The organism is Undibacterium sp. Ji42W (genome assembly GCF_049340405.1).
GTDB lineage: Bacteria > Pseudomonadota > Gammaproteobacteria > Burkholderiales > Burkholderiaceae_D > Undibacterium.
In genome coordinates this window covers 52,587-65,335 of record NZ_JBMPOV010000005.1, presented here as the reverse complement: position 1 = coordinate 65,335, position 12,749 = coordinate 52,587, and the positions used below count along the sequence as shown (strand labels likewise).

10 protein-coding genes are annotated in these 12,749 nt (G+C 50.1%); 4 read left to right on the top strand and 6 right to left on the bottom strand.

Going from position 1 to position 12,749, the window contains the following annotated elements; translation table 11 throughout:
* Positions 1–2: 2 nt before the first annotated feature.
* Together ACO0LG_RS12340 and ACO0LG_RS12335 are read left to right on the top strand one after the other, a co-directional pair.
* Entirely contained in the window at positions 3–1,292 is a 1,290-nt protein-coding gene (locus ACO0LG_RS12340; RefSeq protein ID WP_423026700.1) for an LLM class flavin-dependent oxidoreductase, read from the top strand.
* A gap of 208 nt (positions 1,293–1,500) precedes the next feature.
* Positions 1,501–2,820: an alpha/beta hydrolase family protein gene (locus ACO0LG_RS12335; protein ID WP_423026698.1), complete on the top strand. Its 1,320-nt coding sequence runs from the start codon at positions 1,501–1,503 to the stop codon at positions 2,818–2,820.
* A gap of 47 nt (positions 2,821–2,867) precedes the next feature.
* Here the strand turns inward: ACO0LG_RS12335 and ACO0LG_RS12330 are convergent, their stop codons facing one another.
* Positions 2,868–3,905 (bottom strand): zinc-dependent alcohol dehydrogenase family protein, encoded by a 1,038-nt coding sequence (locus ACO0LG_RS12330; RefSeq protein ID WP_423026696.1) that lies wholly within the window; start codon positions 3,903–3,905, stop codon positions 2,868–2,870.
* 400 nt (positions 3,906–4,305) lie between these two features.
* Here ACO0LG_RS12330 and ACO0LG_RS12325 point away from each other — a divergent pair, with 400 nt between their 5' ends.
* On the top strand, positions 4,306–5,250 hold the full coding sequence (locus ACO0LG_RS12325; protein ID WP_423026694.1) for a CHAD domain-containing protein: 945 nt from the start codon (positions 4,306–4,308) through the stop codon (positions 5,248–5,250).
* A gap of 63 nt (positions 5,251–5,313) precedes the next feature.
* Here the strand turns inward: ACO0LG_RS12325 and ACO0LG_RS12320 are convergent, their stop codons facing one another.
* The gene (locus ACO0LG_RS12320) at positions 5,314–6,039 is read right to left on the bottom strand and encodes a substrate-binding periplasmic protein (RefSeq protein ID WP_423026692.1); all 726 of its coding nucleotides are present in this window, start codon (positions 6,037–6,039) and stop codon (positions 5,314–5,316) included.
* Between the two features lie 336 nt (positions 6,040–6,375).
* Here ACO0LG_RS12320 and ACO0LG_RS12315 point away from each other — a divergent pair, with 336 nt between their 5' ends.
* A complete protein-coding gene (locus tag ACO0LG_RS12315; RefSeq protein ID WP_423026690.1) occupies positions 6,376–6,843 on the top strand; it encodes a hypothetical protein in 468 nt (155 codons plus the stop codon).
* Between the two features lie 377 nt (positions 6,844–7,220).
* Here ACO0LG_RS12315 and ACO0LG_RS12310 read toward each other — a convergent pair whose 3' ends face one another.
* From ACO0LG_RS12310 to ACO0LG_RS12295, 4 genes are all read right to left on the bottom strand, one after another.
* On the bottom strand, positions 7,221–7,997 hold the full coding sequence (locus ACO0LG_RS12310) for an enoyl-CoA hydratase (protein ID WP_423026688.1): 777 nt from the start codon (positions 7,995–7,997) through the stop codon (positions 7,221–7,223).
* Between the two features lie 30 nt (positions 7,998–8,027).
* Entirely contained in the window at positions 8,028–8,900 is an 873-nt protein-coding gene (locus tag ACO0LG_RS12305; RefSeq protein WP_423026687.1) for an alpha/beta fold hydrolase, read from the bottom strand.
* Between the two features lie 72 nt (positions 8,901–8,972).
* A complete protein-coding gene (locus ACO0LG_RS12300) occupies positions 8,973–10,169 on the bottom strand; it encodes an acetyl-CoA C-acyltransferase (protein ID WP_423026685.1) in 1,197 nt (398 codons plus the stop codon).
* Positions 10,170–10,349: 180 nt separating this feature from the next.
* Entirely contained in the window at positions 10,350–12,737 is a 2,388-nt protein-coding gene (locus ACO0LG_RS12295; protein ID WP_423026683.1) for a 3-hydroxyacyl-CoA dehydrogenase/enoyl-CoA hydratase family protein, read from the bottom strand.
* Between the last annotated feature and the right edge of the window lie 12 nt (positions 12,738–12,749).

Sequence of the window (12,749 nt, the reverse complement as noted above, 5' to 3'; positions counted from 1 at the left end):
TCATGGCGACACGTCAATTAAAACTGGGCGCATTCCTGCTGCATAATGGCCATCATGTGGCGGCCTGGCGGCATCCGCAGGCCGACAATGGCAGCCAACCGTTTGCGCTGTACAAAAAAGTGGTGCAGATTGCCGAGCGTGCCTGCTTCGACACAGTATTCTTTGCCGATAGTGTTGCCCTGAACAGCGGCGTCGGTGGCCTGGAGCCATTGACGCTGCTGTCAGCGCTTGCCGCCGTGACTGAGCATATCGGCCTCATAGGCACGGCCACCACTACCTATAACGAGCCTTATCACATCGCCCGCAAATTTGCCTCGCTGGACCGCATCTCTGGAGGTCGTGCAGGCTGGAACCTCGTGACCTCGGACAATGCCAGCGAAGCCGCTAATTTTGGCCGCAGCGCGCATGTAGCACACAGCGAGCGCTATGCCAGGGCCAGAGAATTTCATCAGGTAGTACAAGGCCTGTGGAATAGCTGGGAAGACGATGCCATCGTTAACGATAAAGAAAAAGGCATACAGTTCGACAGGGAAAAACTGCATGCGCTGAATCACAAGGGCGATTACTTCTCGGTGGCTGGTCCGCTGAATGTCAGCCGCAGTCCGCAAGGCCACCCCATCATCGTGCAGGCAGGTGGCTCGGAAGCGGGTAAAAACCTGGCGGCAGAAACTGCGGATGTGGTGTTTACCGCCCACCCAAATCTGGCATCTGCCCAGGCTTTTTACCGTGATTTGAAAAGCCGGGTAGTTCAGGCAGGACGCGATGCCGATAGCTTGAAGATCATGCCAGGCCTGTTCCCTGTCGTCGGAAAAACCCTGGAAGAGGCACAGGAAAAGTTCCAGACATTGCAAGACCTGGTCGTACCCAAGGATGGTCTGGCGCTATTGGGCCGCATGATAGGCAATGTTGACTTATCAGCCTATCCGCTTGATGAGCCTTTGCCAGAATTACCCTTGACGGACAATGGCCAGCAAAGCCGGCAAAAATTACTGACCCAACTGGCACAAGGCGAAAACCTCAGCATACGCGAACTATATTTGCGCATCGCAGGTGGCCGTGGTCACTTTACGTTGATAGGCACACCTGAGACGATTGCCGACCAGATCCAGCTATGGTTTGAAAAGGAAGCTGCTGATGGCTTCAATATCATGCCACCGTATTTGCCAGGTGGCTTCGATGATTTTGCTGAACTGGTGGTACCTGAATTGCAAAAGCGCGGTTTATTCAGAAGCCGCTATGAAGGCACTACCTTGCGTGAAAACCTGGGCCTGGCTTTTCCAGAGAACAGATAATGACCTCATCCCTCATTATCATTGGAGTATGCTGACAACTTAATCAGCATCTTTCTTTATTCGGACTTACGAAAAACCGCCCCAACTGCGTTGCAGCTCCTAGCCGTACTAAAATACTGTCTTTGTCGCTACGCCTTGTTGGGACAATTTTGCGTAAGTCCGATTTATCAAACATTCTTTGTGAAAGTCGGCGATGCCATCAAAAAAAATGTACGTACTCTTCGCTGCCTGCACGCTGTTGTCCCCATTATGGGCAAGCGCGCAAGACAACCGCATTGACCTGATACGGCCAGATGCGCCAGAGCTGGCAGCCTATGGCCAGTATAATGTCGGCACCACCAGCCTGAACCTTAGTAACCCAAAACAGCTGGATATTATCAGTAGCAAGGTTGGCGCTGATCCTGTGTACTACGACAGGCCATTGACGGTAGAGGTCTGGTATCCGGCCACATTGAAAGCGCAACAAGCGGCGGGTGGCAAATACCAGACTTACCTGCGCGATGGCAAGACTGAGATCAGCCTCATTGGCCAGGCAGTGCGCGATGCGGCGCCAGATACACAACACGGCCCATACCCGCTACTGATCGTCTCACACGGTTATCCCGGCAACCGCTTCCTGCTCAGCCATCTGACAGAAAACCTGGCCAGCAAAGGCTATGTCGTGGTGGCGATTGATCATACTGACAGCACTTACAGTGATCTCAAGGCTTTTTCCAGCACCTTGTTGAACCGCTCACTCGATCAGTTATTTGTGCTGAAGCAGATGGCAGCGTTGAACAAACGCGATGCCACAGGCAGGTTCACCGGCCTCATCAATGCCGACAATACCGGCCTGATTGGTTATTCTATGGGTGGCTATGGCGTTGTCAATTCCATAGGCGCTGGCCTGAACGAAGCCAGTGTGAATGCCGCCTTCGTCCCAGACAAGGCGCTGGCGATACGGCAGGCAGGCAATGCCAGCTATCTTGCGTCCCAGGACAAACGCATCAAGGCAGCAGTTGCATTTGCACCCTGGGGTTGGAATGCAGGCTTGTGGGACGCAGCAGCGTTAACTACTATACGAACACCCATCTTCTTTATCGCAGGCAGTGCTGACGATGTCTCAGGCTATACGCCTGGAGTACGCAATATCTATGAAAACAGCATCAACACCCAGCGCTATTTACTGACTTTTGAAAATGCCAATCACAACGCAGGTGCCCCGATACCAGCACCAAAAGAATCCTGGTCAGCCATCGCAGGCCTGAAAAAAATACCCGCAGAAAGCTATATAGATGCCGTTTGGGACAACACCAGGATGAACAATATCTCACAACATTTCCTGACTGCCTTCCTCGCCAGATATCTTAAAAACGATAGCAGCATGGATGCCTACCTGAACCTGACAGAAAATGCCCGCGATGGAAAATGGAGTACAGAAGAAAGTGGAGAACCAAAACCAGACCACACTTACTGGAAGGGCTTTCCTGCGCGCAGTGCCATAGGCTTAAAACTTGAACAAAAATCTGCTACATCTACAGCCAGATAAAGTCGGTATGTTGGCAGATTTATTGATGCCCGGACTACATTTAAAACCTAAACTTCAATAATCACTTTCAGTGCGTGGGTGTCTGCAGCATGTGAAAACGTGTCATAGGCGTCCAGGATATGGTCGAGACTGAAGCGATGTGTGATCAATAACTGCGGGTCGATTTTTTTGGACGCCACTGATTTAAGTAACATTGGCGTGCTGACTGCATCGACCAGGCGGGTGGTAATCGTAATATTACGATCCCACAGGTTTTCCAGATGTAAATCAACTTTTGTCCCGTGTACACCGATATTGGCAATCGTTCCGCCCGCGCCAATAATCTGCTCGCACAGCTCAAAGGTCGCAGGAATACCCACGGCTTCAATAGCAGTATCCACTCCCCGACCCTGGGTCAGTGTCATGACGGCTTCTGCCGCCTTGCCGTTGGCACTGTTAAAAGTGTTTGTCGCTCCAAATTTGCGTGCGACAGCAAGACGATTATCGTCAAGGTCAAGTACGATGATTTCAGCAGGAGAATAAAACTGGGCAGTCAGCAATGCAGCGAGGCCAATCGGCCCCGCACCGATTATGGCTATGGTGCTGCCGGGTTGTACTTTGCCATTCAAGACACCGCATTCAAATCCTGTGGGCAAGATATCGCTGAGCATCACCAGTGCTTCTTCATCTGCTCCCGCTGGTATGGGATAAAGGCTGGTATCGGCGTATGGAATGCGGACAAATTCAGCCTGTGTACCGTCTATCGTGTTTCCAAGTATCCAGCCGCCAGTAGTACAGTGCGAGAACATCTGTTTCCGGCAAAATTCACATTTCCCGCAGGCGCTGATACAGGATATCAGCACATGGTCACCAACTTTAAAATTGCTGACAGCCACGCCTGTTGATTCAATGATGCCTACGCCTTCATGACCGAGGATGCGTCCAGGTTGGCAACTGGGGACATCGCCTTTTAATATATGCAAATCGGTACCGCAGATGGTTGTTTTGCTTAGTCTTACTATCGCATCTGTCGGCGCCATGATTTCTGGCTTTGCCCGGTTTTCGAGGGTTTTTTGCCCTGGGCCTTGATAAATAAAAGCTTTCATGAGCTACTTTCAATGGTAGAGACAGTGAATGAGTGGATGACGATTGGAAAGCGAGTCACGCCGTAGTCGGACAAAGGAACATAGCGCTTTAATGCGCCCCCCATCATCACGAGGGAGCAAGCATTTAACTGTTCGGTACCGCGCATAGCTGCAAATGAGCTAGGTTCGCTGCCACACAGACCACCCGATGCTATAAGCGCACTGTATTCAAGAGTATCGCCATATCTGGAGAATGCACACACCATCTATAGACATTCGCCAGTTAAAGATATTGATATAGATCAAGCAAGCGATTGTTGAATACGGCTTTAATCATTGAGCAGTTGCTGAGTTTCACATACTCATGTCTGGACTGACTGAAATTGGCGGTCTTGGCGGACGCAGGAATTGAGAGGATAAGATGTCATCACCACTACAGCAAACAGTTGCAGTGAAGGCGCACAAAATGAAGTTGCGCCCCCATATGAAACTAGAGCCTGCTGCCCGGGCGATACTGGAAAATTGTCTTGAACAAATTCAGGACAATCATTCAGCAATCAAAGCTGGAGCAGATCCTGATTGCGTTCGCCAAATGCATGTCGGCCTGCGTCGTTTACACTCAGCATTAAAAGTATTTGATCATTCGGTTCGCGTACCTGACACACTGCAAGCAGAGTTGGATTATCTATCGAAAAAATTAGGCGAGGCGCGCGATTGGCAGGTGTTTTCTAGTTGTACCCTTGTCACAATCCAAACCATCGCCCCGGCAGAGGCAAAGCTATCTGGCTTGCAACAGGCAGCTTTGTTGATAGCAAACAAAAAGCAAACAAAAATTTATACCGCACTGAAAAGCCGTCGCTCAGAGTGCCTGATATCTGCATTATCCGCCTGGCTTGAGCAGCCTACATTAATTGAAACAGCTAAATCTCTCAAGAATAAAAATCCCACTACGGCATTAATTTCATTTGCACAGGAAATTTTATTTCATCAGCAAAAGAATTTACTCAAGCGTGGCAAAAAATTATTTAAAGCAGAAGCTGACGCAGATCCGCGTACAAGTCATCAATTTAGAATTGCCATCAAGAATGCGCGTTACCCATGCAATTTTTTTGAGAATTTATTTGTTGAAAAAGATATCAATGCATATATAAATTCTTTAAGTAACCTGCAGGATATTCTGGGAAGTATCAATGATGGTGCAGTTGCGGGGCAATTACTGCAAGTTATAAATGAGCGCCAGAGTGATCATAGAGCGGGCAGCAATTTTGCCTTGGGCTACCTGATGTCTCAAGATCAACTGCAACAGCAGAAACTGCGGTCAGCCTGGAAGAAGTTTAAGAATATCCATTTACCAGAACTCAAATAAACGCACACACAAGTTCCGGTGGATAAAAGTATCTCAATATATAAAATTTAAGGTACAGCGCATTTAGTCAATCCGCTGCAGCTCAGCCATCACCGCATTTTGTATGCTTTCCATAGTTTTGTCTTTTTGCATTTTTTGCAGGATGGCAGTCAACATCGGCACCAGCGCTTCGTGTTTCTTGTTGAGATAGTGAAATACCGGAAACGTAGCCAATGGCGGCATCAATATGGTGACATCCGTTTGTTTCATTTCAGCCAAGGCCGCCAGGCCAGATATGCGATTTGCCACGACAATATCTGAGCGGCCCAGTAACATTTTTTGAAATGCCTGGCGTACCGTAGGTGCTGCTTCCAGCTTCATTCCCACCGTGTTCTGTTCGATAATTTTAATGCCCCGGACAAAACCTATCGTATAGGGGCGCAAGCTCTCCCAGCTGTTGACAAGAAAATGCGTACCATTGGTAAAAATAACAATTTCATAGGTCAGCAATGGGACTGGCACAATGACCAGATTAGGATAATCTCTTTCCATTCCTAGCTTGCGGTACAACTCGCCGTCCATTTCTGCATTGTTTGCACTGCGCAAGGAACGCTCGCCGGGTAGATAATGGACACTCAAATGCAAACCCAATTTACGGTAAGCAGTGTCAATAATTTTCTCAACGATGAGCGTAGCGGGATCTTTTTCAATCAGGGTAGAAATTTGCAGGGTCTTGCTTTCTTGCGCCAGGGCATTGAAAGATGCCAAGCATGACAAGAAAGCGAGTTGCAATACAGTTCGTCTTTGCATGCCCGGCTCCCGTTATCTTCTATTTATACTCGTCATTCATCATCCTTTATACAGCATAGGACAAATTTTGATCAAGCACATACAGGTTTCATCAATGTGCTCTGAGATACTGGACACTTTGGGTGATCAACACCGTACATTATTAGTGTGATGCTGTACTCGTTTAGCCCCTGTTTGGTGCGGTAAGAAGCGGGGTGTCTCTTTAATTCTGGCCGATTCGTTCACTATGTAAGACACTTTGTTTCAAGTTCACCATGCTGATTTGCACTGAAAATTGACCCACGTTTAGCACACAATCCTACTTATCTTGATGAGTAGGGAGCAGGAGTGATTGACGTGGCATTACTAGGTAGTAGTCGACGCTGGCACATTCGTGACCAGATTCCATTACAGGAGATCACCAGGCGGCTGGGCATCTCTCGCAACACTGTCCGACGCTATCTGCGCTCTGAAGTCACAGAGCCTGCCTATGCGGAGCGAAAAACAGCCAGTGACATCGACAAATATGCAATACAGCTTTCAAGCTGGCTTAAAACCGCAGCGGGTAAAAATCGTAAACAGCGACGAAGCTTAAAGCAGCTTCATCTCGATTTGAAAGAACCGGGATTTAAAGGGTCGTATACAGGGTGGCCGCCTTCGCCAGGAAGTGGAAGGTGGATCAAACTGACAGGGTCAATTCAGCTAGCAAACGCACAGCTCCATTTTTGTTTAGTGCAATTGTGGGCATACTTGATGCTGCATCAATCGAAGCGCCTAAATAGCAGATGGATAACGTTTGCAATACACTTCCTTTTAATAAAATAACTATTTGAGCGGGTAGGAAGTAGTATTGAAGATATACAAAAAAACTCAGTTGCCTTGCGATTTCTATGAATATGTAAACGCCCAAGTACTGAGCGAGTGAAATAAAAAAGGCCTGCAGTGCATGCAGGCTTTTAATGAGCGGAGGAGAAAATACAATACTCCGTGACTCACTCAAATAAATCGAAACCTTGTCGCGCCATCATCGCTAAGTCGTCAACGTTGACTCCCTCTGAAAAAACAACATACATTACGCGATTCACGTAGTAGGTGATCATCGAAATACCATCTCACTTTTCAAGGCAGAAATCTCAGCTTCTGCGGCAAGAATCTCAACTTCTGTGGCACTTTACGTGAGACATCAAGATGACATAAGCAGCTCAATTAAACTGACTAAAGTCTGGTTTCCGCTTCTGGAAGAAGGCTGTAAATGCCTCTTTCGCTTCTGGCGCATTCAACATCGCCGAGAAGTATTTGTTCTCTTCTGTCATCTTGGCACTGATGGCAGCGGGTTGGTTGCCTTTCATCAGCCGTTTGGTGGCGCGTATGGATGCGGCTGGCAGTGCTGCCAGTTTGGCTGCCTGTTGCTGGGAGTAAGGCAATAATGCTTCCAGTGGCAAGACTTTATTGACGAAGCCGATTTCAAAAGCTTCTGCAGCGGTGAAGGCTTCGCCCAGCATGAGTTTTTCTGCGGCGCGTTGATAGCCGACGATTTGCTGGAATATCATGCTGGAGGCAAATTCAGGGCACAGGCCAAGCTGGGTGAACGGCATCGACAATTTGGCGTTCTCGGCCAGGTAAATCATGTCGCAATGCATGAGTAGCGTGGTGCCTATGCCGACTGCTGCGCCGGAGACGGCGGCAATCACCGGCTTGCCAGACTCGTTCAGTGCCTGCATGAATTGATAGACGGGTGGCACGGCGTCTGGCTCAGCCAGACTGCGTGCGTTTTTCATGAAGTCTTCAAGATCATTACCGGCAGTGAAAATTTCTGGCTTGCCGGTGATGAGGATGGCGCGTACTGCCACATCTGTTTCCGCATCGCGCAGTGCATCCGCCATGGCCTGGTACATGGCCTGGGTGATGGCGTTTTTCTTTTCTGGACGATTGAAGTTGATCGTCAAAATTCCATTTTCTTTGTGGGTCAGGATATCCATTGTTATAGTCTCTTCATTATCAGGGATTGATCAGGTAGATTGTGGCGCAGTGTTCAGCCATTGTAAGGCTTGCTGCCAAAGTGTGTTGCGGAACTGTGGGCGGAAAAAGCCGAAATGCCCGATGCGCTTGGCATCCACTTCCTTTGGATTGATGTAACGCCGCTCAACCGTGGCATTGCTGTAGTAGTCATGCATGCTATCTATGCTGCGGCGGCTCATCATTTCATCATCGGTAAAGCTCATGCAGAGTATGGGCTTGTGGATCTTATGGTGGCCGGTTTGCATGGGGCTGCCATCTTTCTCCACGAAATATTCAGGGCTGCGGCACCAGCGTGACCATTGGTAAATCACGCCCTTGGGCAAATCGCCGACCTTGCGCATTTTTTTACCGGGGAAGTAACCCCAGATACGGGTATATAAAGGCACGAGAAAATACCACATGAGCCAGACAAAGCGTTTCAACTGCGGCGAATTGTCGCGCCAGTAGCCGCTGCCGCAACCTACGGTCAGCATACCATCGATGAGATGGTTATCAGGTACCAGGCCAGGCAGTTGCCCGCCGAGCGAGTGGCCGACGATGAGCAGGGGGACATCGGGTTGCCATTCCTTGGCAGTTTTCAGGGCGGCATTGTAGTCACGCTCTGCCCAGACCAGGATGTCTGCATCGAAGCCACGTAAAGAATTGCGGTATTGCACGGGGATGGATTCACCCATGCCGCGGTAATCAAAACTCAGTACGGCAATGCCATTCTCTGCCAAAAATTCGGCAAAGGGTTCATAGAAATTCTGCTTCACGCCCATGGCCGCTGGCATGACGACCACTGATTTTATTGCGCTTGTGGGTGTAAATTTTTTTGCTGTCAGCGAGGTATCGTCAGCGGTAATAATTTGTATCGTCTCCATCACAGCTCCTTAAAAAAAAGCCGCGCAGTTTCAGTCTGCGCGGTTTAATTTTATTCAGGCAAACACGAAGAATTACATGCGTTCAAAAATACCGGCAGCGCCCATACCTGTACCTACGCACATGGTGACCATGCCGTATTTGAGGTTGTTGCGATGCAGGGCATGGATAGTCGTTGCAGAACGGATCGCGCCAGTTGCACCCAGTGGATGGCCCAGGGCAATCGCGCCGCCCATAGGGTTGACCTTGGATGGGTCCAGGCCCAGGTCTTGTACCACGGCCAGGGATTGTGCTGCAAAGGCTTCATTCAATTCAAACCAGTCGATCTGGTCTTGCGTGATGCCAGCGGCACGGCATGCTGCCGGGATGGCTTCTTTAGGACCGATACCCATGATTTCTGGTGGTACGCCGCGTACTGCGAAAGAAGCAAAACGTGCCAGTGGCGTCAGGTTGAATTCTTTCAGGATTTTTTCGCTGACGAGGATCAGGGCACCAGCACCGTCAGAAGTTTGTGAGCTGTTACCTGCAGTAACGCTGCCTTTGGCGGCGAATACGGGTTTCAGTTTTGCCAGGCCTTCGATGGAGGTATCTGGACGTGCACCTTCATCACGGCTAACGGTACGGGTTTTCAGTTCGATTTCGCCCGTTGCCAGGTTAGGCACACGGTCGATGATATCGACAGAAGTAGTCTCAGCATCGAAATAACCAGCGTTTTGCGCAGCGATGGCACGTTGGTGCGATTGCAGGGCAAACGCATCTTGAGCTTCACGGGATACTTTCCATTGCTGGGCCACTTTTTCTGCTGTCAGGCCCATGCCGTAGGCCATGCCTACGTTTTCGTCTTTCAGGATAGCCATGTTCATCGATGGATTATTACCCATCATAGGGACCATGGACATGGATTCAACACCGCCAGCGATCATCACGTCAGCCTGGCCGACGCGGATGCGGTCTGCCGCCATCGCAACAGCAGTGATGCCGGATGCGCAATAGCGGTTGATGGTGACGCCACCGATGCTGTTAGGTAAACCTGCCAGCAAGATGCCCATACGCGCCAGGTTCAGGCCTTGCGGGCCTTCAGGGAAAGAGCAACCGATGATCGCATCTTCCGCCAGTTTAGGATCAAGATTAGGCACTTGTGCAAAAGCAGATTGCAGTACGCGCACCAGCAAGTCATCAGGGCGGGTGTTACGGAACATGCCACGACCAGATTTGCCGATCGGGGTACGGGTAGCAGAGACGATGTAGGCGTCTTGGAGTTGTTTAGTCATTTTTGATTACCTCAATTCGTTAAGGTCAGCTCAGGCTCACTCTTCAAAAACCTCTCACCACAGAGGCACAGAGACACAGAGGAAAAACGGAGAAATTCAAAACAACAGGGTGTTCTCTGTGCCATCTCTGTGTCTCCGTGTCTCGGTGTCCAAGGGTTTTTGGTCTGTAAGCCTTTCTATTTAGTTACGGACTGGCTTGCCAGTTTGCATCATGCCCATAATGCGCTCTTGTGTTTTTGGATGATTCAGCAATTCCATAAACGCTTTGCGCTCCATGTCGAGCAACCATTGTTCGCTGACCAGGCTGCCATTATCGATGTCGCCACCGCTGACCACTTCGGCAATCATTTTGCCCAGTTTGAAATCATGTGCAGAGATGAACCCGCCATCACGCATATTGATCAGTTGTGCCGCAATTGTGGCGATCCCATGGCGGCCAGTGACTGGCACCAGTTTGCGCATCGGTGCGCGGTAACCGGCATCAAACATGGCGCGTGCCTCAACTTTGGCAACGTGCAACAATTCATAAGGGTTGAAGACGATGACATCATCCGCAGACAAATAACCCATCTTCTGTGCTTCCAGCGCAGACTTGGATACCGCGGCTGTGGCTGCATTGGTGAAGTAGTTTTTCAGGAATTGCAGCAAATCTGTGCCTTTGGCATCTGCCGCTGCACGTACTGCTGCTTCTTTCAAACCACCACCGCCAGGAACCAGGCCTACGCCAACTTCTACCAGACCGATGTAAGACTCGATGGATGCCACACGTTTGGCTGTGTGCATCATCAATTCGCAACCACCACCCAGTGCCAGGCCAGAAACAGCCGCAACCACAGGAATGTTCGCGTATTTCAAAGCCTGATGCACATTTTGCAGGCGGGAGATCGCTGGCTCGATTGCTTTGACACCACCGGACATGAACAAAGGCAGCATGGCTTGCAAGTCAGCGCCGGCAGAGAAGGCACCGCCATCCGCTGCATCTGCACTCCAGATAACCAGACCCTTGAAGTTCTTCTCGGCTTCAGCAATGGCTTTTTCCATGCCTTCGATCACGCCTGGGCCAATCACATGCATCTTGGTTTTCAGTGACAGGACCAGTACGTCGTCATTCTGATGCCAGATACGGACAGATTCATCTTCAAAGAAAGTCGTGCCGGCAGTTGCGCCAGTTGCCACGCCTGTACCCAGTACTGGTGCACGGAAGGCTTGACGGTCGTACACAGCCAATGTGGAACGTGGCACGTAAGTGCTGCTCGCTGGCGACCAGGAACCTTCGGCAGTATGCACGCCCGTGCGGCCATCAAATACCCATGCTGGCAACGGTGCATTGCACAGCGCCTTGCCTGCATCAATATCTTCCTTGACCCAGCCAGCCACTTCTTGCCAGCCAGATGCCTGCCAAGTTTCGAACGGGCCTACATTCCAGCCAAAGCCCCAGCGCATCGCAAAGTCGATGTCGCGTGCATTGTCGGCTATCGTTGCGCCATGCACGGCGATATAATGGAAGGCATCACGGAAAATCGCCCACAGGAACTGTGCCTGTACATTGGTCGATTCACGCAGGGTCTTCATTTTCTTGACCGGGTCTTTTTCTTTGAGCATACGGGCGACAACGTCGTCAGCCTTGGCGCCGCCTGTCACATATTGTGCGGTAGCGAAGTCCAGGCGCTGGATATCCTTGCCAACTTTTTTGTAAAAGCCTGCACCGGATTTTTGCCCCAATGCACCTGCAGCAACCAGTTTGGCCAGCACTTCAGGAGTTTTGTAGACAGCAAAGAAAGGATCATCCGACAGATTGTCTTGCATGGTCTTGATGACATGGCCCATGGTATCGAGACCAACGACGTCAGCAGTACGGAAAGTACCGGAAGAAGCACGGCCCAGTTTTTTGCCTGTCAAGTCATCGACGACATCGACAGTCAGACCAAATTTTTCTGCTTCATAAATCGTTGCCAGCATGCCGAAAATACCGACGCGGTTGGCGATGAAGTTAGGTGTGTCTTTGGCGCGGACGACGCCTTTGCCCAGTGTCGTTGTCAGGAAGCCTTCGAGCTGGTCGATGATTTCTGGACGGGTCGCAACGGTAGGGATCAATTCCACCAGGTGCATATAGCGCGGTGGGTTGAAGAAATGCACGCCGCAGAAACGGGCTTTCAGCTCTGCATCAAAGCCATCAGACAGGGCTGTGATGGACAGGCCGGAAGTATTGGATGCAAAAATCGCATTTGGTGCAATGTGCGGGGACACTTTTTTGTACAGATCATGTTTCCAGTCCATGCGTTCTGCAATGGCTTCGATGATCAGGTCGCAACCGGCCAGCACGTCGAGGTTGTCCTCGTAATTGGCGACTTGGATCAGGGCTGCGTCATCTTTGTTGCCCAGTGGCGCAGGATTCAACTTTTTCAGGTTCTCGATAGCACGCAGGACGATGCCGTTCTTAGGGCCTTCCTTGGCTGGCAGATCAAACAGGACGACAGGCACTTTTGCATTGATGCAGTGGGCGGCGATTTGCGCACCCATCACGCCAGCGCCCAGAACGGCGACTTTTTTAACGATGAAATTGGTCATTTTTAACCTCAA